Annotated in this window: 21 protein-coding genes and 1 pseudogene; 13 read left to right on the top strand and 9 right to left on the bottom strand. The window is 73.8% G+C overall.

Going from position 1 to position 22,232, the window contains the following annotated elements:
• Window positions 1–16: 16 nt before the first annotated feature.
• On the top strand, window positions 17–766 hold the full coding sequence (locus ACIPSC_RS00870) for a hypothetical protein (protein WP_400822014.1): 750 nt from the start codon (window positions 17–19) through the stop codon (window positions 764–766).
• Between the two features lie 70 nt (window positions 767–836).
• Here the strand turns inward: ACIPSC_RS00870 and erpA are convergent, their stop codons facing one another.
• The gene (gene erpA / locus ACIPSC_RS00865; protein WP_238740463.1) at window positions 837–1,190 is read right to left on the bottom strand and encodes an iron-sulfur cluster insertion protein ErpA; all 354 of its coding nucleotides are present in this window, start codon (window positions 1,188–1,190) and stop codon (window positions 837–839) included.
• Window positions 1,191–1,434: 244 nt separating this feature from the next.
• On the opposite strand from erpA, the gene ACIPSC_RS00860 reads away from it, so the two are divergent.
• Window positions 1,435–2,319: a GNAT family N-acetyltransferase gene (locus ACIPSC_RS00860; RefSeq protein WP_400822012.1), complete on the top strand. Its 885-nt coding sequence runs from the start codon at window positions 1,435–1,437 to the stop codon at window positions 2,317–2,319.
• A gap of 50 nt (window positions 2,320–2,369) precedes the next feature.
• On the opposite strand, the gene ACIPSC_RS00855 is transcribed toward ACIPSC_RS00860, so the two are convergent.
• The 3 genes from ACIPSC_RS00855 to ACIPSC_RS00845 form a co-directional block, all read right to left on the bottom strand.
• Window positions 2,370–3,737, bottom strand: a complete 1,368-nt coding sequence (locus tag ACIPSC_RS00855; RefSeq protein WP_400822011.1) for a pyridoxal phosphate-dependent decarboxylase family protein — start codon at window positions 3,735–3,737, stop codon at window positions 2,370–2,372.
• A gap of 221 nt (window positions 3,738–3,958) precedes the next feature.
• A complete protein-coding gene (locus tag ACIPSC_RS00850) occupies window positions 3,959–4,423 on the bottom strand; it encodes an Lrp/AsnC family transcriptional regulator (RefSeq protein WP_238740469.1) in 465 nt (154 codons plus the stop codon).
• A 216-nt stretch (window positions 4,424–4,639) separates the two neighbouring features.
• The gene (locus ACIPSC_RS00845) at window positions 4,640–5,563 is read right to left on the bottom strand and encodes an NADP-dependent oxidoreductase (protein ID WP_400822010.1); all 924 of its coding nucleotides are present in this window, start codon (window positions 5,561–5,563) and stop codon (window positions 4,640–4,642) included.
• A gap of 220 nt (window positions 5,564–5,783) precedes the next feature.
• On the opposite strand from ACIPSC_RS00845, the gene nadA reads away from it, so the two are divergent.
• Window positions 5,784–6,965: a quinolinate synthase NadA gene (gene nadA / locus ACIPSC_RS00840; protein ID WP_313763404.1), complete on the top strand. Its 1,182-nt coding sequence runs from the start codon at window positions 5,784–5,786 to the stop codon at window positions 6,963–6,965.
• Between the two features lie 97 nt (window positions 6,966–7,062).
• Here the strand turns inward: nadA and ACIPSC_RS00835 are convergent, their stop codons facing one another.
• Both ACIPSC_RS00835 and ACIPSC_RS00830 read right to left on the bottom strand, forming a co-directional pair.
• A complete protein-coding gene (locus ACIPSC_RS00835; protein ID WP_400822009.1) occupies window positions 7,063–7,356 on the bottom strand; it encodes a hypothetical protein in 294 nt (97 codons plus the stop codon).
• Between the two features lie 37 nt (window positions 7,357–7,393).
• Window positions 7,394–8,197 (bottom strand): PspA/IM30 family protein, encoded by an 804-nt coding sequence (locus ACIPSC_RS00830; RefSeq protein WP_400822008.1) that lies wholly within the window; start codon window positions 8,195–8,197, stop codon window positions 7,394–7,396.
• A gap of 301 nt (window positions 8,198–8,498) precedes the next feature.
• Here ACIPSC_RS00830 and ACIPSC_RS00825 point away from each other — a divergent pair, with 301 nt between their 5' ends.
• Window positions 8,499–9,095 carry a DUF3043 domain-containing protein gene (locus ACIPSC_RS00825; RefSeq protein WP_400822007.1) on the top strand — a complete coding sequence of 199 codons (597 nt, stop codon included), beginning with the start codon at window positions 8,499–8,501 and terminating at the stop codon, window positions 9,093–9,095.
• Between the two features lie 176 nt (window positions 9,096–9,271).
• Entirely contained in the window at window positions 9,272–9,994 is a 723-nt protein-coding gene (locus tag ACIPSC_RS00820) for a class I SAM-dependent methyltransferase (protein ID WP_400822469.1), read from the top strand.
• 47 nt (window positions 9,995–10,041) lie between these two features.
• On the opposite strand, the gene ACIPSC_RS00815 is transcribed toward ACIPSC_RS00820, so the two are convergent.
• Window positions 10,042–10,242: a hypothetical protein gene (locus ACIPSC_RS00815; protein ID WP_238740483.1), complete on the bottom strand. Its 201-nt coding sequence runs from the start codon at window positions 10,240–10,242 to the stop codon at window positions 10,042–10,044.
• A 96-nt stretch (window positions 10,243–10,338) separates the two neighbouring features.
• Between ACIPSC_RS00815 and cobU the strand changes: the two are divergent.
• The 7 genes and pseudogenes from cobU to ACIPSC_RS00780 form a co-directional block, all read left to right on the top strand.
• Window positions 10,339–10,917 (top strand): annotated as a pseudogene (gene cobU / locus ACIPSC_RS00810) (bifunctional adenosylcobinamide kinase/adenosylcobinamide-phosphate guanylyltransferase); the annotation flags it as partial.
• A gap of 28 nt (window positions 10,918–10,945) precedes the next feature.
• Window positions 10,946–12,061 carry a nicotinate-nucleotide--dimethylbenzimidazole phosphoribosyltransferase gene (locus ACIPSC_RS00805; RefSeq protein WP_400822006.1) on the top strand — a complete coding sequence of 372 codons (1,116 nt, stop codon included), beginning with the start codon at window positions 10,946–10,948 and terminating at the stop codon, window positions 12,059–12,061.
• A 119-nt stretch (window positions 12,062–12,180) separates the two neighbouring features.
• Entirely contained in the window at window positions 12,181–12,978 is a 798-nt protein-coding gene (locus ACIPSC_RS00800; protein ID WP_400822005.1) for an adenosylcobinamide-GDP ribazoletransferase, read from the top strand.
• A gap of 306 nt (window positions 12,979–13,284) precedes the next feature.
• Window positions 13,285–14,790 (top strand): leucyl aminopeptidase, encoded by a 1,506-nt coding sequence (locus ACIPSC_RS00795; RefSeq protein ID WP_400822004.1) that lies wholly within the window; start codon window positions 13,285–13,287, stop codon window positions 14,788–14,790.
• A gap of 421 nt (window positions 14,791–15,211) precedes the next feature.
• Window positions 15,212–16,600 carry a dihydrolipoyl dehydrogenase gene (gene lpdA / locus ACIPSC_RS00790; protein ID WP_238740491.1) on the top strand — a complete coding sequence of 463 codons (1,389 nt, stop codon included), beginning with the start codon at window positions 15,212–15,214 and terminating at the stop codon, window positions 16,598–16,600.
• Between the two features lie 57 nt (window positions 16,601–16,657).
• A complete protein-coding gene (sucB, locus tag ACIPSC_RS00785; protein WP_400822003.1) occupies window positions 16,658–18,466 on the top strand; it encodes a 2-oxoglutarate dehydrogenase, E2 component, dihydrolipoamide succinyltransferase in 1,809 nt (602 codons plus the stop codon).
• Between the two features lie 165 nt (window positions 18,467–18,631).
• Entirely contained in the window at window positions 18,632–19,147 is a 516-nt protein-coding gene (locus ACIPSC_RS00780; RefSeq protein ID WP_400822001.1) for a DUF4240 domain-containing protein, read from the top strand.
• An 84-nt stretch (window positions 19,148–19,231) separates the two neighbouring features.
• On the opposite strand, the gene ACIPSC_RS00775 is transcribed toward ACIPSC_RS00780, so the two are convergent.
• Together ACIPSC_RS00775 and ACIPSC_RS00770 are read right to left on the bottom strand one after the other, a co-directional pair.
• Entirely contained in the window at window positions 19,232–20,266 is a 1,035-nt protein-coding gene (locus tag ACIPSC_RS00775) for a DUF2510 domain-containing protein (RefSeq protein ID WP_400821999.1), read from the bottom strand.
• Window positions 20,267–20,528: 262 nt separating this feature from the next.
• Window positions 20,529–21,035, bottom strand: coding sequence for a GNAT family N-acetyltransferase (locus ACIPSC_RS00770; RefSeq protein ID WP_400821998.1), 507 nt, complete (start codon window positions 21,033–21,035; stop codon window positions 20,529–20,531).
• Between the two features lie 119 nt (window positions 21,036–21,154).
• Here ACIPSC_RS00770 and ACIPSC_RS00765 point away from each other — a divergent pair, with 119 nt between their 5' ends.
• A complete protein-coding gene (locus ACIPSC_RS00765; protein WP_400821997.1) occupies window positions 21,155–22,060 on the top strand; it encodes a TIGR01777 family oxidoreductase in 906 nt (301 codons plus the stop codon).
• Window positions 22,061–22,232: the final 172 nt, after the last annotated feature.

Raw genomic sequence — 22,232 nt, 5'->3', positions numbered from 1 at the left:
TCGGGAGGATGGACAGATGGACCTGACGGATCTGGAGCCGATGCCCCGGCGCGCGAGCGGCGCCCGCCGCCTCCGCCCGCGCGGGCGGCGGACCGCGGCGGTGGCCGCCCTGGTGCTGGCGGCGGCCGTCGCGGTGGCCGGGTGCGACGGCGACGGCGGCAAGTCCGCCGCGGAGTCGGCCACCCGCTCGTCGACGGCGTCCGCGAGCAGCGCGGCCTCCCCCACCGCCTCGGCGGCCCCGGCCTCCCCGGCGGCACCGTCCGCCTCCGCCCCGGTCGCGACCCCGTCGGCCGATCCCTCGGTGACCGCCCCCGACCCGCGGCCGGCGAACCCCTCGCCGGGCTCCGTCCCGCCGGCCCCGGCGCTGACCCCGACGCCGGCGCCCACCCCGCCGCGCGAGGGCATCGCGGTCGGCGAGCCGGACCCGAACGGCAAGCCCGCGGTGCGCCCCGCGATCACCTACCGGGTGGACGGCAACCGGTTGACGGTCTGGTTCTACGGCGGGGTCTGCGAGCGCTACGCGCTGAAGGCGGACGAGGCGAAGCCGGGCCGGGTGGACGTGCGGGTCACGCTGGCGGCGCCGATCCCGGCCGGCCAGAGCTGCGCCGAGCTGGCCAAGCGGCAGACCGTGGCGGCCGATCTGAAGCAGCCGCTGGCCGGGCGGACGGTGTTCGACGCCTCGAACGGCCAGGCCGTGCCGCTGGAGACCGACGTGGCCGCCGGGCCGAACCCGGACGGGGCCGGCCCGGACGTCGCCGGGCGGTAGACGCGGCGCGGCCCGCAGGAACGCCGAAGGCGGCCCCGGAGGATCCGGAGCCGCCTTCGCCGTCTGCCGACTAGCTGAACGAGTCGCCGCAGGCGCAGGAGCCGGTGGCGTTCGGGTTGTCGATCGTGAAGCCCTGCTTCTCGATGGTGTCCACGAAGTCGACGGTCGCACCACCCAGGTACGGGGCGCTCATGCGGTCGGTGACGACCTTGACACCGTTGAAGTCCTTGACCACATCGCCGTCGAGCGAACGCTCGTCGAAGAAGAGCTGGTAACGCAGGCCGGAGCAGCCGCCGGGCTGGACGGCAACGCGCAGCGCAAGGTCGTCGCGGCCCTCCTGCTCCAGCAGGCCCTTGACCTTGGCCGCGGCGGCATCGGTAAGGAGGATGCCACTCTCGACGGTGGTCTCGTCCTGGACGGTCATCTGCTTTCTCCCGGTCTTGACGACGGTCTGCCGCCAGTACCAACCGATCGCCGTCCGGATTCATTTCCCGGGCGGCGCTGCTCTTCGGTGGTCTGCTGCGGCGGAATTTCCGTGGGCCGGGTGTGCACCGGCTCCCCTACTACGCTCCCCATGCTCGCACACCGGCGGGGCTCGGTCACCGCCCCGTGCGCCGATCCGGACGAACCGGCCCCGTCCGGGCGCCGCCGCGGCCAGGATGGTGGGCATGATCCTGCGACTGGTCCAGGACACCGCCGCCGACGCGGAGGCCGTCCAGCACCTCGCCCGTGTCTCGTTCGCCGCGCTCCCCGACGCCGTGCCAGGCGCTCCCGGTGCCGGCGCGCGGGACGAGCCGCCGTCGGTCTACCAACCGGCCCGCACCAGGCACCTGGTCCGCACCGACCCGCAGGGCTGCTGGCTGGCCGAGCGGGACGGCGAGCCGGTCGGCACGGTGCTGTCGCTGCGCCGGGAGGGCCTGTGGGTCCTCGCGCTGCTCGCGGTGCGGCCGGAGGCCCAGGGCAAGGGCGTCGGGCGGCTGCTGCTGGAGCGGGCCGCCGCGTACGGCCGGGGCTGCCTGCGCGGGATGCTCTGCGCCTCGCCGTCGCCGGCGGCGGCCCGGCGCTACCGCCGGGCCGGCTTCACGCTGCACCCGGCGATGCGGCTGACCGGGCGGGTGGACCGGTCGGGGCTGGTCGACCCCGGCGACATCCCGGTGCATCCGGGCAACGCCACCCACCGGCACCTGCTGGACTCGGTGGACCGGCGGCTGCGCGGGGCCGCGCACGGGCCGGACCACGAGCTGATGCTGGCCCACTTCGAGGAGCTGCTGGTCGCCGACGCGCTGGCCGGCAGCGGCTACTGCTACCGCGACGGCGGCGAGGTGAAGCTGCTGGCCGCCACCTCGAAGCGGATCGCCGTCCGGCTGCTGCGCGAGGCGCTGGCCCGGGTGCCGGACGGCGTCCCGGCCCGGGTGGAGTACCTGACCGCCGAGCAGGAGTGGGCGCTGGACGTCGGTCTGGAGGTGGGCCTGAGCGTGGAGACCCGGGGCTACCTGGGCCTGCACGGGATGCGCCCGCCGGCCCCCTACCTGCCCAACGGCGGGCTGCTCTGAACGCGCGGAACCCCCGCCCGGCCGGGCGGGGGTTCCGGGAGCGCGTCGGCTCAGGCCATGGTGTCCAGGATCTCCCGGACCATCTCCATCGTGGTGCCCGGGTGCAGGAAGGCGAAGCGGGCGACCGTCTCGCCGTCCCAGCCGGTCGGGGTGACGAAGCCGATCTGGTCCGCGAGCAGCTGCTGCGACCAGCGGTAGTAGTCGTCGTTGGTCCAGCCCTTGCGCTTGAAGCAGACCGCGGAGAGCTGCGGGTCGAACAGCAGCTCCAGGTGCTCGGTGTCGCGGATCAGCTGGGCGGTGTCCCGGGCCAGCTGGAGGCCGGTCTCGATGGCGTCGGTGTACGCCTGGGTGCCGTGCACGGCCAGCGAGAACCAGAGCGGCAGGCCGCGGGCGCGCCGGGTCAGGTGGTAGGCGTAGTCGGTGGGGTTCCACTCGTCGCCCTCGGTGTGCAGGACGTCCAGGTAGGAGGCGTCCTGGGTGTGCACGGCGCGGGCCAGCTGCGGGTTGCGGTAGATCAGCGCGGCGCAGTCGAACGGGGCGAACAGCCACTTGTGCGGGTCGACCACGAAGGAGTCGGCGTGCTCGATGCCGTTGTAGCGGGCCCGGACGGACGGGGCGAAGAGGCCCGCGCCGCCGTAGGCGCCGTCCACGTGGAACCACATGCCGCGCTCGCGGGCGACCTCGGACAGGCCCTGGAGGTCGTCGACGATGCCCTCGTTGGTGGTGCCGGCGGTGCCGACGACGGCGATCACCGTCTCCGGGTTCGGGTCGGCGGCCAGCGCGGCGCGCAGCGCCTCGCCGGTGAACCGCCGGTTCACGGTCGGGACCTTGAAGGCCTCGACGCCGATGATGTTGAAGGTGTTCTTGACCGAGGAGTGCACCTGGTCGGCCACGGCGATCCGCAGCCGGGCCTCCGGGCCGACGCCCAGGCGGCGGCGGGCGGTGTCGCGGGCGACCACCAGGGCGGAGAGGTTGCCGGCCGAGCCGCCGGAGACGAAGGTGCCGCCGGCCGAGGCGGGCATCCCGGCGCGGTCCGCTATCAGGCGCAGCACCTGGTTCTCGGCGGCGATCGCACCGGCCGCCTCCAGCCAGGAGATGCCCTGCAGCGAGGCGCAGGAGACCACCATGTCGAAGAGCAGCGCGGCCTTGGTCGGGGCGCACGGGATGAAGGACAGGTAGCGCGGGCTGTCCGCGGAGATCACCGCGCGGGACAGCTCGTGGTCGTAGAGCTTGAGCACGTCGGCCGGGTTGTTGCCGTCCGGGTTGAGCAGGCCGGAGAGCTGGGCGCGCAGGTGCTCGCCGTCACCGGGGTGGTCGAGCGGGACGGGGTCGTACTGCAGCCGCTCCCGCATGTAGTCGAAAACCAGGTCGACCAGCTCGCTGTCGGGCCGGTGCATGCGGTCGGGGGCTGCGGACACGGGTGTCCCTCTCGGCTGTGGGGGTCGGGGGGCCGCCGGCCGCGCGGGACGTCGCCACCGCGTTTGCCGGACGTGATCAGCCTAGGCAGCACCGGGCCGGTACCGCGCGTCCGAACGCGGCTGGTCAGGCAGGTTTCGAGCGTCTTCGGCAGGGTCCGCGCAGGATTCCTGCGCGGGGGCCGGTTGGGCCGTCCGGGGTCCGGGGCCGCCGGCCGGGAGGGTCAGCCGATCAGCTGGGAGAGCACCACGGACGAGCGGCTGCGCTGGACGCCGGGCTCGCGGCGGATCCGTTCGATGACCGCCTCCAGATGGCGCATGTCGACGGCGCGCAGGTGGACCAGGGCGTCCGGGTCGCCGGTGACCGTCCAGGCGGCGACCACCTCGGGGAACTGCCGGAGGCTGGCCAGGATCTCCTCGGGGGCGGTCCGCTCGCGGCAGTAGACCTCGACGAAGGCCTCGGTCTGCCAGCCGAGCACCGAGGGGTCGAGGACGACTGTGAAGCCGCGGACCACCCCGCGCGCCCGCAGCCGGTCGATCCGGCGGCGGACGGCGGTGGCGGAGAGGTTCACCTGCAGGCCGATCTCGGCGTAGGAGGCGCGGCCGTCGCTGCCCAGCCGGGCCAGCAGGAGACGATCGGTCTCGTCGAGGTCGGCCCCGACCGTCTCGTGCGCTCGGCTGCTGCTCATCGGTGCGGGGCTCCACAGGTCGTACGGGATCGGCGGGTGGGGTCGGCGGCCGCCGAAACGGTTCGGCACCCATTCTGGCGGATGCCATGACCGAGTTCACGGCTTGCCGGTGACGACTGGACGGCGGTCCGCGGCCGGTGGGCGGTCCACGGCCATTGGCGGTGGGCGGTCCGTTCCGCACCGTTCACCGTCCGTGCCCGCCTGCACCCCGCCCGGTCAGCCGGTCAGCAGGACGATCTTCCCGCGGGTACGGCCCTCGGCGCTCAGCGCCTGCGCCGAGGCGGCCTGGGCGAGCGGGAAGGTCGAGGCGACGGTGACGGTGAGCCGGCCCGCGTCGGCGAGCTCCGCCAGCTCGGCCAGCCCGGCAGCGTCCGGGCGGGCCCAGACGTAGTGCCCGCCGAGCGCCCGCACCCCGTAGTCGGCCACCGAGGCGATCCGGGCCGGATCGGCCACCAGGGCGGCCGAGAGCCCGGCGGCGCCGCCGCCGACCAGGTCCACGGCCGCGTCCACCCCGTCCGGGGCCAGCGCGCGGACCCGCTCGGCCAGGCCCTCGCCGTGGGCCACCGGCTCGGCGCCCAGCCCCCGCAGGTAGTCGTGGTTGCGCTCACCCGCGGTGCCGATCACCCGGGCCCCGAAGGCCCGGGCCAGCTGGACGGCCAGGTGGCCGACCCCGCCGGCGGCGGCGTGCACCAGCACGGTGTCGCCGGCGCCGACCCGCACGGCGCGCAGCGCCTGCAGGGCGGTGAGCCCGGCCAGCGGCAGGCCGCCGCACTGCGCCCAGTCCAGGGCGGCGGGCCGGCGGGCCAGGGTGCGGACGGGCGCGGCGACCAGCTCGGCGTAGGTGCCGTGCTCGACGGCGTCCTTGCGGACGTAGCCGTAGACTTCGTCGCCGGGCTCGAACTCGGTCACCCCGCCGCCCACCGCACGGACCACCCCGGCCGCGTCCCAGCCCATCACCAGCGGGAAGTGCGCGTCGATCAGGCCGTCCAGCCGGCCCTCCCGGACCTTCCAGTCCACCGGGTTCACCCCGGCCGCCCTGACCTGCACCAGGACCGAGTCCGGCCCGACCTTCGGGTCCGGCAGCTCGGTGTACTCGACCACCTCGGGGCCGCCGTAGCGGTGGATCGCGATTGCCTTCATGGGGCACAGCCATACCCGGCCGCCCGCGCATATCGCTCCGGCCACGCCGGGCCCGGCGCATCTTTCCTCCGGCCACCGGAGGGCACCGATCTGGCGAGCGGTTCTCGTCACATCGACAGGATGGCCATCGTCAGTCTGACGCTAACCGGTTATCATAGATAGCGTCAGATAGACGAGAAGGCTGCACCGACTGATCGGCCGCACAGAAGGGCACCCGCCCGTGACCACCACCACCGAGACCTACGGCGTCGACCCCACCCCGACGCCGCTCGCTCTGCTGCTGCTCGGCCGCGAGGCCGACCCGAACAGCGAGCGCGGCGTCGAGTGTCCGGGAGACCTCCCCCCCGCCTCCGACCCGAACCTCGTCGAGCGCGCCCGGGCGGCCAAGGCCGCGCTCGGCGACCGCGTCTTCATCCTCGGCCACCACTACCAGCGCGACGAGGTCATCGAGTTCGCCGACGTCACCGGCGACTCGTTCAAGCTGGCCCGCGACGCGGCCGCCCGGCCCGAGGCCGAGTACATCGTCTTCTGCGGTGTGCACTTCATGGCCGAGTCCGCGGACATCCTCACCACCGACGCCCAGCAGGTCGTCCTCCCGGACCTCGCGGCCGGCTGCTCGATGGCCGACATGGCCACCGCCGAGCAGGTCGCCGAGTGCTGGGACGTACTGACCGACGCCGGCATAGCCGACGTGACCGTCCCGGTCTCGTACATGAACTCCTCCGCCGACATCAAGGCCTTCACCGGCAAGCACGGCGGCACCATCTGCACCTCCTCCAACGCCAAGCGCGCCCTGGAGTGGGCGTTCGAGCAGGGACAGAAGGTTCTCTTCCTGCCCGACCAGCACCTCGGCCGCAACACCGCGGTCCGCGAGATGGGCTTCTCGCTGGACGACTGCGTGCTGTACAACCCGCACAAGCCGAACGGCGGCCTGACCGCCGAGCAGCTGCGGGACGCCAAGATGATCCTCTGGCGCGGCCACTGCTCGGTGCACGGCCGGTTCTCGCTGGACTCGGTGAACGACGTGCGCGAGCGCATCCCGGGCGTCACCGTGCTGGTGCACCCCGAGTGCAAGCACGAGGTCGTCGCGGCCGCCGACATGGTGGGCTCCACCGAGTACATCATCAAGGCGCTGGACGCCGCCGAGCCCGGCTCCAAGTGGGCCATCGGTACCGAGCTGAACCTGGTCCGCCGCCTGGCCAAGGCGCACCCGGACAAGGAGATCGTCTTCCTCGACCGCGCGGTCTGCTTCTGCTCGACCATGAACCGGATCGACCTGCCGCACCTGGTCTGGGCGCTGGAGTCGCTGGTCGAGGGCCGGGTGCCGAACGTGATCACCGTCGACCCGGAGACCGAGAAGTACGCCAAGGCGGCGCTGGACCGGATGCTCGCCCTGCCGTAGCCGGCCCCGCCCCGTCGCACCTGCGGCAAAGGGCGGGCCCCCTCCGTGTGGAGGGGGCCCGCCCTTTCGTCGTCTGGCGTCCGGAGCGAGATTTCGGCTACTCGGGGATGCCGGGGATCAGGCCGTCACCCTCGGCCCGCAGCAGCCGCCGTACCTCGTCGATCGTCGCATCGGCATTCGGGAGGATCAGGTCGGACGGCTCCAGGGAGTCGTCCGGAAGCGGACTGCCGTGCTCCTTCACGGCGCCCAGCAGCTGGCCGAGCGCCCGCCGGAAGTGGTCCTCGTCCCCCGACTCCAGCGCGGCGAGGAGTTCCTCGTCGAGCTCGTTGAGCCGGTTCAGATGGGCGTCGCCCACCTCGAACTGGCCCTCCCCCATGACCCTCATGATCATGCCGTGCGTCTCCCTGGTCGGTCGGGTGAAGCTCAGATCACTTGTTGTAGTTGATGCGCGGGGTGTCCTGCTGCGGGGTGGTGTCCTGCGGCCGGCCCTGCTCGATGGCCTGCGGACCGGAGGCCGGGGAGCCGCCCGTCAGCTCGGCCTTCATCCGGGCCAGCTCCAGCTCGACGTCCGAGCCGCCGGCCACGCGCTCCAGCTCCGCCTCGATGTCGTCCTTGCGGCCGAGCCCGCTGGCGTCGTCGAGGGCGCCGGAGGCCAGCAGCTCGTCGATCGCGCCCGCGCGGGCCTGCATCTGCGCGGTCTTGTCCTCGGCCCGCTGGATCGCCAGGCCGACGTCGCCCATCTCCTCCGAGATTCCGGAGAAGGACTCGGCGATCCGGGTCTGGGCCTGGGCCGCGGTGTAGGTGGCCTTGATGGTCTCCTTCTTGGTGCGGAAGGCGTCGACCTTGGCCTGCAGCCGCTGGGAGGCGAGCGTGAGCTTCTCCTCCTCGGCCTGGAGCTGCTGGTACTGCGTCTCCAGGTCGGTGATCTGGGACTGCATGTTGGCCTTGCGGGTGAGCGCCTCGCGGGCGAGGTCCTCCCGGCCGAGCGAGAGCGCCTTGCGGCCCTGGTCCTCGTACTTGGCGGACTGCTGCTGCAGCTGGGTCAGCTGGAGCTCCAGGCGCTTGCGCGAGGTGGCCACGTCCGCGACACCGCGACGTACCTTCTGCAGCAGTTCGAGCTGCTTCTGGTACGAATAGTCCAGCGTCTCACGCGGATCCTCCGCCCGGTCCAAGGCCTTGTTCGCCTTGGAGCGGAAGATCAGCCCCATACGCTTCATGATTCCGTCGCTCATGGGCCTCGGGTGCCCCCTTCTCCGGCCTGCGGTCTCTATCTCGTTACCAGACACGACGAGTGTATGTGCAGCGAGCCCGTCGCCGCAGTGCACCTGCCTGCAACAAGACTGCTACAGCGCACCCGGTGGGGGCCTCATCCCCGGGGTGGATCCGCCCCTCATCCCCGGTCTCCTCCACCGGAGTGATCCCCTACGGGAACACCCCCGGGAACCCGCCGGCGGCGGCGCCCTGCCCCGATCGATATGCGTTTGGGTCCAAGGGCACCCCGAGAAGCGTCGCCGCACCCCGTACGCTGGTGGTGTGTTCCGACGCCGTTCAGATGATGCCGCTGCCTCCGCCGCCGTGCTGGAGCAGGACCAGACGACCCAGCCGCGCGACCCGCAGGCGAAGAAGGGCCGCCCCACGCCCAAGCGCAGTGAGGCCGAGGCCAGCCGGCGTACCCGCGTGACCGTGCCCAAGGACCGCAAGGAGGCCGCCCGCCAGTCCCGCGAGAAGATGCGGGTCGAGCGCGAGAAGCAGCGCACCGCGCTGCTGGAGGGCGACGAGCGCCACCTGCCGGCCCGCGACAAGGGCCCGGTGCGCAAGTTCGTCCGCGACTACGTGGACGCCCGCTGGTCGCTCGCGGAGTTCTTCCTGCCCGCCGCGGTGGTCATCCTGGTGCTCAGCATCGTCAAGGTGCCGGCCCTCCAGCTGCTCTCCACCGTGCTGTTCCTGCTCTTCTTCGTCCTGGTGATCCTCGACTTCTTCCGGCTCGGTCTCGGGCTGCGCAAGCAGCTCGGCGAGCGCTTCGCCGGCCAGAACACCCGCGGCGCGGTCGCCTACGGCCTGATGCGCATCCTGCAGATGCGCCGGCTGCGGCTGCCCAAGCCGCAGGTGCGGCGCGGGGAGAAGCCCTGACCGCCGAACCGGTGGACTCCGGCTGGGCCCCTCCTGCCTGGGAGGGGCCCGGCCTGTACGCGCTTCCGGGCCAGGGGGACGGCGGCCACGACCGGCTCGCCCAGGAGCGCCGGCTGCCCTCGCGCAGCGGCTCCTTCGCCGGCGGCAACGCCCCGCGGCCGGACCGCCACGGCGACCTGCGCAACCTCGTCCGGCAGGAGCTGGTCGCCCGGCAGCTGGCCGAACAGCTCACCGGCCGCACCGCCCAGCGCGTCCTCGACATCGGCTGCGACCAGGGCACCCAGGCCCTGCGCCTGGCCCGGGCCGGCCACTACGTCACCGGCATAGATTCCGACGCGATCGCGCTCGGCGCCGCCCAGGCCGCGCTGGCCGAGGAGCCACCCGAGGTCCGCGACCGCGTCCAGCTGCTCAGCGGCGACGGCCACCAGTGCGGGCGCTGGTTCGGTCCGCGCAGCTTCGACGTGGTGCTCTGCCACGGCGTCCTGATGTACCTGCCGGACCCGGACCCGATGATCGCCTCGCTGGCCCGGCTGCTGGCCCCCGGCGGGCTGCTCTCCCTGCTCGTGCGCAACCGCGACGCCCTGGCGCTGCGGCCCGCCGCCGCCGGGGACTGGCGGGCCGCCCTGCACGCCTTCGAGACCGACCGGTACTACAACCGGCTCGGGCTGGCGGCCCGCGCCGACCGGCTCTCCGACCTCGCCGTCACCCTCTCCGAGGTGTCCGTGCCGCTGCGGCACTGGTACGGCGTCCGGGTGTTCACCGACAACACCCCCGAGAACATGGCACCGCCGGTGGACGGGCGACAGCTCGCCCAGCTGCTGGAGGCCGAGGAGCGGGCCGGCCGCACCGACCCGTACCGGCAGGTCGCCGCACTGCTGCACGTGTTCGGCGCCAAGTAGGGGCGGCGCGGCCGAAGGCCTCTCCTGGGGAGAAGCCCCGGGACCGCTCAGGCCTCGTGCAGGCTCATCGAGTAGATCTCCCGGCCGTCGTCGAGCAGGACCGCGGTGTCCACGCCGTCCTCGGCCAGTTGCTTCCAGGTCTCGCCGATCCAGGTCTCGGCGTCCCCCTGCCCCGCGAACTCCTCCTGGCCGTTCGGGGCGGCCACCACGGTGCCGTCCGCCTTCTCGTACCGCCACGTCCAGACCATGCCCGGCTCCTCCCGCCGACGACCGCTGTACTGAGCTCTGTGCTGCGCACCTTAGCCTGCCCGGCCCGATCTTCCGTATGCCTCGTCCGGCAGGATGGCCGCATGGCACCCGTCCCCGCACTCCCCCGCACGCTGGTCCTCGGCGGCGCGCGCTCCGGCAAGTCCACCAAGGCCGAGCAGCTGCTCGCCGCGTACCCGGACGTGCTCTACGTCGCCACCAGCGGCACCCGGGACGGCGACGCCGAGTGGGCGCAGCGGATCGAGCTGCACCGGGAGCGGCGCCCGGCGAGCTGGCGCACCGCCGAGACCTGCGACCTGGAGGCGGTGCTGGCCGACACCGCCGACCCGGCTCCGGTGCTGATCGACTGCCTGGCGCTCTGGCTGACCGCGGTGATGGACGAGTGCGGCGCCTGGGACGACGCGGTCTGGGCGGACGGCGGCGAGGCCGCCGTGCAGCGGCGGTGCGCGGCCCTGGCGGCGGCCTGGGCGGGGACGGCCCGCCGGGTGGTCGCGGTCAGCAACGAGGTCGGGATGGGCGTCGTCCCGGCCACCGCGGCGGGCCGCCGCTTCCGCGACACCCTGGGCCGGCTCAACATGGCGGTGGCGGACGCCTCGGAGCGGGTGCTGCTGGTGGTGGCCGGGCAGGTGCTGACCGTCAAGCCCGCCGCGGGCTGAACTCCGGCGGCGTGTAGCCTTCGACGCGATGGACACGACCGTGGATCTCGATACGTTCTCCTCGCTCGTCGAGCGCCCCGACGAGAGTGCCCGACGGGCCGCCGAGGAGCGCTGGCAGACGCTGGACCGGCCGCGCGGCGGCCTCGGCCGGCTGGAGGAGCTGGGCAGCTGGCTCTCCTCCGTGCAGGGCCGCTCCCCGGTCCGCCCGCTCGCCGCGCCCAAGGTGCTGCTGTTCGCCGCCGACCACGGGGTGGCGGCCCTCGGTGTGTCCCGGCTGCCCGCGCAGGGCGGCACCGCGGCCCGGGTGCGGGCGGTGCTCGACGGCACGGCGCCAGTGGCCCTGCTGGCCCGGCGCTTCGGCGCCGAGGTGCGGGTCGTCGACGTCGCGGTGGACGCCGACCCCTCGGAGTTCCCCGACGAGGTCGTGGCGCACCGGGTGCGGCGCGGCTCCGGCCGGATCGACACCGAGAACGCGCTGACCGCGGAGGAGACGGCCGCGGCGTTCCGGGCCGGGATGGCCGTCGCCGACGAGGAGGCCGACGCCGGGACCGACCTGATCGTCCTCGGCGACCTCGGCGTCGGCTCCACGACGGTCGCCTCGGTGCTGGTCGGCGCGCTCTGCGGGACGGACGCGGCCGCGGTGACCGGGCGCGGCTCGGGCATCGACGACAAGGTGTGGATGGTCAAGTGCGCGACCGTCCGGGACTCGCTGCGGCGGGCCCGGCCGGTGCTCGGCGACCAGTTGGCGCTGCTCGGCGCCACCGGCGGCGCCGACTTCGCCGCGATCACCGGCTTCCTGCTGCAGGCCGCGGTGCGCAAGCTCCCGGTCGTCCTGGACGGCGTGGTCTCGGCGGCGTGCGCACTGGTCGCACAGCGGATCGCGTTCCGGGCTCCGGAGTGGTGGCGGGCCGGGCAGTCCAGCGGCGAGCCGGCCCAGGCGAAGGCGTACGACCGCCTGACGCTGACGCCGATGCAGGAGCAGGGCATCACCATGGGCGAGGGCCTCGGCGCGCTGATGGCGCTGCCGCTGCTGCAGGCCGCGGCGGACACGCTCGCCGAGCACGCGCCGGCGGCGTTCGTCCCGGCGGCCCCGAAGGAGCCGGCGAAGCTGCCGACGGCGGCGGAGCTGCTGGGCCGCCCGTAGCGGAGGGGCGGAGAAGGGCCTCCGGCGAAGGGCCGCCGAGGCCGGGCCGCCGGAGGCCTCCGGGCATGACCCCGGCCGGGCCGGGGCGGGCGGCGATCGGGACGAAGGAGCGGTGGGGCATGCGGGACGAGCCGCCGGCCGCGCCGGCGTCGTGGGCGGACGGGCTGCGGTTCGGGTTCGGCACGCTGTCGGTGCTGCGGGTCCGGGTCGAGCGGTGGGACCGCCCGGCGGCCGGGCGCGCGATGGTCTCCGCCCCGGTGGTCGGGCTGGTGCTCGGCGCGATCGCGGCCGGCGCGGGCGCGCTGTTCGGCTGGCGCGCGGGCGCCCCGCTCGGCGCGGTGGCCGCCGTCGCCGCCCTGGCGGCGCTGACCCGGGGGCTGCACCTGGACGGGCTGGCCGACGTGGCCGACGGCCTGGGCAGCGGCAAACCCGCCGAGGACGCGCTGCGCATCATGAAGCAGTCCGACATCGGCCCGTTCGGCGTACTGACGCTGGTCCTGGTGCTGCTGGCCCAGGTCGCCGCGCTGACCGGGCAGTTCGACGTCTCCCCGGCCCGCGGCGCGCTCGCCGTCCTGACCGCGGCCGCGGCCGCCCGCTGTGCCCTGGGCTGGGGCTGCCTGCGTTCGGTGCCGGCCGCCCGGCCGGGCGGTCTGGGGGCGATGGTGGCGGGCACCGTCACCCCGGCCGCGGCCACCGCCTCGACGGCGGGCACGGCACTGCTCCTGGCCGCCCTCGGCGCGGCCGACGGGTGGTCAGCCCTGCGGCTGCCACTGGCCGTCGGGGTCGGGGTCGGCTGCTCCTGGCTGCTGCTGCGGCGCTGCGTCCGGCGGTTCGACGGGATCACCGGGGACGTGCTCGGGGCGATGGCGGAGACCGCCGCGACCGGCTCGCTCGTGACGCTCGCCCTGCTGGGCTGAACCCCCGTCGGCCACAAGGCCGGGAAGCCCGCGGCACCAGCTCGGAGACCGGCGGCGCGTGATCCCACCATGCGGACTACCATGCGGTGAGCACCGCAGCCCTGCAGCGTCGCAGGCCCTGCCCGCCCGGCCCCGTCGAGGAGCCGGGGTCTCCGGTGTGTGCGGCCGCCGCGACCGGCGGGCGCCCGCGCCAGGGGCCCCGGGCCCGGCACGTGCCGGCGGGAGGCCCGCCGCGGCAACCGGCTGCGCCGGTGCGGCAGCCACGCCGCGACCGGTCGTGGACCGCGAAAGAACAGGACGCATTACGTGACTGCATTGTCTGTGAGCACCTCCGCCGCCGCCTCGCTGCGCGCGGACGCCCTGGTGATCGGTGTCGCGAAGGGCCCCAAGGGCATTGTGCTGGCTCCCGGCGCCGAGGCCGTGAACGAGGCGTTCGAGGGCAAGCTGGCCGAGGTCCTCACCACCCTGGGCGCCACCGGCGCCGAGGGCGAGACCGTCAAGGTTCCCTCCGCCGCCGGCCTCAAGGCCGCGCTCGTGCTCGCGGTCGGCCTCGGCGAGGCCGCCGAGGACGGCTACGGGCTGGAGGCGCTGCGCCGCGCCGCCGGTGTCGCCGCCCGCACCCTGGCCGGCAGCAAGAAGGCCGCGCTGGTCCTGCCGGCCGAGTCGGCCGAGGAGATCGAGGCGGTCGCGCTGGGCGGCCTGCTCGGCTCGTACGCCTTCGGCGCCTACAAGGGCAACGGCAACGGCAAGGAGCCGGTGGGCGAGCTCGTCCTGCTCGCCGCCCGCAAGGGCAGCAAGGACGCCAAGGCCGCCGTCGAGCGCGCCGCGGCCGTCGGCGAGGAGATGAACCGCGCCCGTGACCTGGTCAACACCGCCCCGAACGACCTGAACCCCAAGGGCTTCGCCGCGATCGCCCAGGCGGCCGGTAAGGAGCACGGCCTCAAGGTCGAGGTGCTGGACGAGAAGGCCCTGGTCAAGGGCGGCTTCGGCGGCCTGCTGGGCGTCGGCAACGGCTCGGTGAACCCGCCGCGGCTGGTGAAGGTGGCCTACACCCACCCGAAGGCCAAGGCCACCCTGGCCTTCATCGGCAAGGGCATCACCTACGACTCGGGCGGTATCTCGCTGAAGCCGGCCGGCCACAACGAGACCATGAAGTGCGACATGGCCGGCGCCGCCGCCGTCTTCGCCGCCGTGGTCGCCGCCAAGCGGCTCGGCCTGGCCGTCAACGTCACCGGCTGGCTCGCCCTGGCGGAGAACATGCCGTCCGGCTCGGCCACCCGTCCGGGCGACGTGCTGAAGATGTACGGCGGCAAGACCGTCGAGGTGCTGAACACCGACGCCGAGGGCCGCCTGGTGCTGGCCGACGCCATCGTGCGGGCCGGCGAGGAGAACCCGGACGTCATCGTCGACGTGGCGACCCTGACCGGCGCGATGGTGCTGGCGCTCGGCAACCGCACCTTCGGTGTGATGGCCAACAACGACGAGCTGCGCGAGACCCTGCACACCCTCGCGGGCGAGGTCGGCGAGCAGTCCTGGCCGATGCCGCTGCCGGCCGAGCTGCGCAAGGGCATGACCGAGTCGACCATCGCCGACCTGGCCAACATGGGCGACCGGATGGGCGGTGGCCTGGTGGCCGGCCTGTTCCTGAAGGAGTTCGTGGCCGAGGGCATCGACTGGGCCCACCTGGACATCGCCGGCCCGGCCTTCCACGAGAGCGCGCCGTTCGGCTACACCCCCAAGGGCGGCACCGCGAGCGCGGTGCGCACCCTGGTCCGCTTCGCGGAGCGGACCGCGGCGGGCGACAAGGCCTGATCCGCAGTCTGCACCCGACGGGGTCCGGCGCTCGCGCGCCGGACCCCGTCCGGCTTTCCGCACCGCCTACCCGCCGGTAGCTCTGTTACCTGCGAGTAGGCAACGAACGCGCAGCCCGCACCCCTGTTCGCTGCGGGCGAAACTTTGTTCCACACTGCGGAACCGGGCGGGCGCCGGGGCCTCCGGAGCCCGGCCTCCGCCGCTGTCAACCCTGCCTTGAGCTGCGACGATGCCCTTCCACCGGGGCCCCGGCCACCCCGGTGACCACCCTGTGGGACACCCCTGGGGTGGACCCGGACATCAGCCGCCGCGAACAAGTGCGAAGATGTATTTCCGGCACGACTGGGCGCCCCACAAAGGCTTCCGACCCACCGGACCGCGACCGGCCCGGCGACCCACCCCATTGCATGGAGGACGTGACGTGGCGAACGACGCCAGCACCGTTTTCGACGTAGTCATTCTCGGAGGCGGAAGCGGCGGTTACGCCGCGGCGCTCCGCGCCGCTCAGCTGGGTCTGAGCGTTGCCCTGGTCGAGAAGGGTGAGCTGGGCGGCACCTGCCTGCACCGCGGCTGCATCCCGACCAAGGCGCTGCTGCACGCGGCCGAGATCGCCGACGAGACGAAGGAGGCCGCCGAGTTCGGCGTGCTGGCCACCTTCCAGGGCATCGACATCAACGGCGTCCACAAGTACAAGGACGACGTCATCGCCGGCCTGTACAAGGGCCTGCAGGGCCTGGTGGCCTCCCGCAAGGTGACCTTCATCCAGGGCGAGGGCAAGCTCTCCTCGCAGACCTCGGTGGACGTCAACGGCCAGCGCATCGAGGGCCGCCACATCGTCCTCGCCACCGGCTCCGTCCCGAAGTCGCTGCCCGGCCTGACCATCGACGGCGACCGCGTGATCTCCTCCGACCACGCCCTCAAGCTCGACCGCATCCCGAAGTCGGCCGTCATCCTCGGCGGCGGCGTGATCGGCGTCGAGTTCGCCTCCGTCTGGAAGTCCTTCGGCGTCGAGGTCACCATCGTCGAGGCGCTGCCGCACCTGGTCCCGCTGGAGGACGAGAACTCCTCCAAGCTGCTGGAGCGCGCCTTCCGCAAGCGCGGCATCAAGTTCGAGCTGAAGGCCCGCTTCTCCGGCGTCGAGTACACCGAGACCGGTGTCCGCGTCTCCACCGAGAACGGCAAGCAGATCGACGCCGACCTGCTGCTCGTCGCCATCGGCCGCGGCCCGGTCTCGGCCGGCCTCGGCTACGAGGAGAACGGCGTCGCGATGGACCGCGGCTACGTCCTCGTCGACGAGTACATGCGCACCAACGTGCCCACCATCTCCGCGGTCGGCGACCTCGCCCCGACCCTGCAGCTCGCCCACGTCGGCTTCGCCGAGGGCATCCTGGTCGCCGAGCGCCTGGCCGGCCTGAAGCCCGTGCCGATCGACTACGACGGCGTCCCGCGCGTGACCTACTCCAACCCCGAGGTCGCCTCGGTCGGCATCTCGGAGGCCAAGGCCGTCGAGCTGTACGGCAAGGAGAAGGTCGTCACCCTCAAGTACAACCTGGCCGGCAACGGCAAGAGCAAGATCCTGAAGACCGCCGGCGAGATCAAGCTCGTCCAGGTCAAGGACGGCGCCGTGGTCGGCGTCCACATGGTCGGCGCCCGCATGGGCGAGCAGGTCGGCGAGGCTCAGCTGATCTACAACTGGGAGGCCCTGCCGGCCGAGGTCGCGCAGCTGATCCACGCCCACCCGACCCAGTCCGAGGCCCTGGGCGAGGCGCACCTGGCGCTGGCCGGCAAGCCGCTGCACGCGCACGACTGATCACGCCCCCAATTTCCCCATTCCAGTACGCAAGACTTGATAGGAGTCGCTGAAACCATGGCGGTCTCAGTAACACTGCCCGCGCTGGGCGAGAGCGTTTCCGAGGGCACGGTCACCCGCTGGCTGAAGGCCGAGGGTGAGCGGGTGGAGGTCGACGAGCCGCTGCTCGAGGTCTCCACCGACAAGGTCGACACCGAGATCCCGGCCCCGGCCTCGGGCATCCTGGCCTCGATCAAGGTCGGCGAGGACGAGACCGTCGAGGTCGGCGCCGAGCTGGCGATCATCGACGACGGCTCCGGCGCCCCGGTGGCCGCCCCGGCCCCGGCCGCCGAGGCCGCGCCCGCCGCCGCCCCGGCCCCGGCCGCCGCTCCGGTCGCCGAGGCTCCGGCCGCTCCGGCCCCGGTCGCCGAGGCTCCGGCCGCGCCCGCCGCTGCCGCCGCTCCGGCCGCCGACGCCACCCCGGTGCTGCTGCCGGCGCTGGGCGAGTCGGTCACCGAGGGCACCGTCACCCGCTGGCTGAAGGCCGAGGGCGACACCGTCGAGGTCGACGAGCCGCTGCTGGAGGTCTCCACCGACAAGGTCGACACCGAGATCCCGTCGCCGGTCGCCGGCACCCTGGTGAAGATCCTGGTCGGCGAGGACGAGACCGCCGAGGTCGGCGCCCAGCTGGCGCTGATCGGTGCCGCGGGTGCCGTCGCCGCCGCTCCGGCCCCGGCTGCCGCTCCGGCTCCGGCCGCCCCGGCCCCGGCTCCGGTTGCCGCTCCGGCCCCCGTCGCCGCCCCGGCTCCCGTCGCCCCGGCCGCCCCGGTGGCCGCTCCGGCCCCGGCCGCCCCGGCCGCCCCGGCCCCGGTCGCCGCTCCGGCTCCGGCTCCGGTTGCCGCTCCGGCCCCCGTCGCCGCCCCGGCCGCCGTCGCCCCGGCCGCCCCGGTGGCCGACGCCGGTGACGCCTACGTCACGCCGCTGGTGCGCAAGCTCGCCGCCGAGCAGGGCGTCGCCCTCGCCTCCGTCACCGGCACCGGTGTCGGCGGCCGCATCCGCAAGCAGGACGTCCTGGCCGCCGCCGAGGCCGCCAAGGCCGCCCCGGCCCCGGCTCCGGTCGCCGCCGCCCCGGCCGCCGCGCCGAAGGCTGCCGCCGCGCCGTCCGCCCTGCGCGGCCAGACGGTCAAGATGACCCGCATGCGCAAGGTCATCGGCGACAACATGATGAAGGCCCTGCACGAGCAGGCGCAGCTCACCAGCGTGGTCGAGGTCGACGTCACCAAGATCATGTCGCTGCGCGCCAAGGCCAAGGACTCCTTCCACGCCCGCGAGGGCGTGAAGCTGTCCCCGATGCCGTTCTTCGTCAAGGCCGCCGCCCAGGCGCTGAAGAGCCACGCGGGCATCAACGCCCGGATCAACGAGTCCGAGGGCACCATCACCTACTTCGACACCGAGAACATCGGTATCGCGGTGGACTCCGAGAAGGGTCTGATGACCCCGGTCATCAAGGGTGCGGGCGACCTCAACATCGCCGGCATCTCCAAGAAGACCGCCGAGCTGGCCTCCAAGGTCCGCGAGAGCAAGATCAGCCCGGACGAGCTGTCCGGTGCGACCTTCACCATCAGCAACACCGGCTCGCGCGGCGCGCTGTTCGACACGGTCATCGTGCCGCCGAACCAGGCCGCCATCCTGGGCATCGGCGCGACCGTCAAGCGCCCGGTCGTCATCGAGGCCGAGGGCGGCACCGCCATCGGCATCCGCGACATGACCTACCTGTCGCTCTCCTACGACCACCGCCTGGTGGACGGCGCCGACGCCGCCCGCTACCTGGTGGCCGTCAAGGAGATCCTGGAGGCCGGCGAGTTCGAGGTCGAGCTCGGCCTGTAAGGCTCCCCGGAGGTACCGGAACCCCGCGTCGTCCCCGGACGGCGCGGGGTTCCGCGCGTCCGGGGCCGGGTCGGTGGCCGGGCGGGCCCGGGTGATCGGTAGAACGGGCGGTTCGCGGCCCCATCGCATGCGCGGGCGCGGGTGAACGGGGATGCTGGAGCGGTGATGGACGAGACCGACTTCTGGCAGATCATCGACGACACCCGGGAGGACGCCGAGGGCGACCCGGACGAACAGGCCGACCGCCTGGTGGAGCGGCTCGTCCAACTGACCCCGGACGACGTCATCGACTTCGCCCGGCTCTTCGAGGCCCGGTTCCAGCGCGCCTACCGGACCGACCTGTGGGGCGCGGCCTACCTGCTGCTGGACGGCGCCTCCGACGACAGCTTCGACTACTTCCGCTGCTGGCTGATCGGCCAGGGCCGGGACGTGTTCGAGGGCGGGCTGCACGAGCCGGACGACCTGGCCGACCTGCTCCCCGAGTTCGACGAGGAGGAGGACGGCGAGGCCGAGGACCTCGGCTACGCCGCCGACGAGGCGTACGAGCAGCTGACCGGGCTGCCGCTGCCCGAGGTGGGTGGGCGGCAGTCCGCTCGGCCGGCCGGCCCGGCGCTGGACTTCGACGACCCGGACGCCATGGCGAAACGGTTCCCCAAGCTCTGGGAGCGCTACGGGGACTGACTGCGGGCGGAAGCAGGCCGGCGGCCCGGCCGACAGGCCTGCTTCCGCGCCGGCAGGGAGGGCCGACCGGGAGGGCGGACCGGCTCAGGCGCCGGAGCCGGAGGCGCTGCCGTCCTGCTTGATGCCCTTGAGGATCTGGTCGAGCACGGAGGGGTCGGGCGCGCTCGGGTCGTCGTCCACGCCGCCCTCGAAGGCCACGTAGCCGCCGCCCTTCGCCGGGACGGCCACCAGCAGGATGTACCCCTTGGTGCCGTCCGAGGTGGTGATGTGCCAGCGGACCGCGTACCCCGAGACACCCGCCACCGTGGTGTTGGAGGAGCCGGCGTCGGTGTGCGAGGTGACGTTGTTGAAGATCGCCGACGCGTAGACGGGCATCGCCGCCTCGGCGGCCGCCCGGGCGGAGGTGCCCGAGATGGTGTCCTTCTCGATCGAGAACTGGCCGCGGATGCAGGAGCCGCCGCCCGGGCAGCTGTAGCGCCCGCTGCCCAGGAAGACCGTCGAGTGCGTGGTGTCGGTCGAGGCGTCCCAGCCCTGGTAGACCGGCACCGTGATGGAGTGCTGGCTGTCGGTCGCGGTCTCCTTGAGTACCGGGACCGGCGGCAGGCTGGGCGTGGGCGTGGGGGTGGGGGTGGGCTTCCGGGTCGGGCTCGGGCTCGCGGTCGCGGTCGGGCTCGGGTTGGTCGTCACGGTGACCGTCGGATTCGGCGCCGGGTCGGCCTTGGGGTCGCCGCCGCTGTTCAGGGCGATCGCGGCCACCACGCCGACCACGGCCAGCACGCCGAGCACGATTCCGACCACCGCGCCGGCCTTCATCCGGCCGGGCTGCGGGGGCGGCGGGTAGGAGCCCTGCGGGTAGCCGTAGGAGGGCTGGGTCTGCGCGGGGTACCCATAGCCGGGCGTGCCCTGCTGCGGGGCGCCGTAGCCGTAGGAGGGCGGCGCGGCCGGCGGCTTCGCGGACTGCCAGGAGACCTGCGTCGGGGCGTCGGCAATCTGGCCGCCGCCCGCCTGGACGGGGCGGACGTCGCTGGTCCAGGCGCTGCCGTCCCACCAGCGCTCATGGCCGGCCGTGCCGTCCGTTCCCGGTACCGGGTACCACCCGGGAGGCGTCGAGTTGCTCACGGCCGTACGGTACCCGGCGCGGCGCTACTCCAGACAGGTTGGGTTTGTCACGACTCTGCACCACCCGCACACGGAATCTGACGGATTGTCAGTGCCGTGTCAGGACGGTGCGCGCAGGGTGCGCGGGCAGTGCGCGAGCGGGGTTCGGGTCGTGCACGAGCCGGGCTGCGGGGTGCGCGGGCCGGGTGGGGTGCGCGGGCCGGGGTGCGCGGGCCGGGGTGCGCTCGGGCCGGGATGTGCTCGGGACGGGTCGGAGCTCGGCTCAGGCCGTCAGCGAGCGGGCCATCCAGATGTCGTCCACGTACACGCCGTCGATCAGGAACTCCTCGGCGAGCGAACCCTCGACGACGAAGCCGCAGGACTCGTAGAGGCGGCGGGCCGGGGCGTTGTGGCCCAGCACCCGCAGGGTGATCCGGCGGGCGCCGTCCGCCTCGGCCGCCGCGCAGCCGGCCTCGATCAGCGCCCGGCCGATCCCCCGGCCGCGGGCCTCGGCACCGACCGCGAGGCCCTGGATCTGCCGCACGTGCTGGTTGCTGGCCAGCGGCGTGGGCCGGACCACGCGGATGTAGCCGACCAGCCGACCGTCGAGCCGGGCGATCAGGAACTGGTCCGGGGTGTGGCGCTCGTCGAACACGCTGTCGTCCTCGGCGGGCTGTGGCGAGACGTCGCTCAGCCAGGACCAGGCGGCACGGTTGAGCTCGGAGAGCTCCTTCTCGTCCTCGGCCTGCGCGGGGCGGATGATCAGATCTTCGGCGTGCATGCGCGCCATGCTAATCAGCACCGCGCCGGCCGGACACGGAATTTCGGCCACCGCCCGGGCCGGCCCGTCGGTCGGGGCGCGACCCCGGGCTCACCGGCAGGACGGCTCCCGGCTGCGAGGATGGCCCCATGCGAATCGCGGTCACAGGCTCCACGGGATTGATCGGCTCGGCACTCGTCGGCTCACTGCTGGCGGACGGCCACGAGGTGGTCCGGCTGGTCCGGCACCGGTCCAGGACCGGCCCGCAGCCGGACGGGACCACGGCGATCGGCTGGAACCCCCTGCTCGGCCAGGTCGACCGGGACGGCCTGGCCGGCGTCGACGCGGCGGTGCACCTGGCCGGGGCCGGGGTCGGCGACCACCGGTGGTCGGACTCCTACAAGCGCGAGATCCGGGAGAGCCGGGTGCTCGGCACCGAGACGCTGGCCGTCGCCCTGGCCGAGCTGAAGGAGCCGCCGAAGGTCCTGGTCAGCGCCTCGGCGGTGGGCCGCTACGGACAGACCGGGGACGCGGTGATCGACGAGGACTCCCCCGCCGGGGACGACTTCCTGGCCGAGGTCTGCGTCGAGTGGGAGGCCGCCGCCCGGCCCGCCGAGCGGGCCGGGATCCGGGTGGTCCACCCGCGCACCGGGCTGGTGCTCTCCGCCGCGGGCGGGGCCGGCGGGCGGCTCTTCCCGCTGTTCAAGCTCGGCCTCGGCGGGCGGCTCGGCGACGGCCGGCAGTACTGGAGCTTCATCTCGCTGGCCGACGAGGTCGCGGCGCTGCGGTTCCTGATCGACCGGGAGGACCTCAGCGGCGCCTTCAACCTCTCCGCGCCGGAGCCGGTGACCAACGCCGAGCTGACGACGGCCCTCGGGCGGGCGCTGAACCGGCCGACGCCGTTCCCGGTGCCGACTCCGGTGCTCAAGGCGGTGCTCGGCGAGCTGGCCGTCGAGGTGATCGGCAGCCACCGGGTGGTGCCGCGGCGACTGCTGGAGGCCGGCTTCCGGTTCCAGCACCCGGACGTCGACTCGGCGGTGCGGGCAGCGCTGTAGGGCGTGTCTGACAATTCCCGCCGGGCGTGCGACGCGAATTGTCAGACACGCCCTACGGCCGGCGGAGCGGGCGGCGGCGGGTCCCGGTGCGCGTGCCGACGCGCCGGGCCGGCACGCGCGCAGCCGGTACGCGCACCGCCGGTACGCGCACCGCCGGTACGCGCAGCGGCGT

It is taken from the genome of Kitasatospora sp. NPDC090091 (genome assembly GCF_044747365.1).
Lineage (GTDB): Bacteria > Actinomycetota > Actinomycetes > Streptomycetales > Streptomycetaceae > Kitasatospora.
Note: the sequence above shows the minus strand (reverse complement) of the source record. Positions and strands in the feature narration are given on the sequence as shown.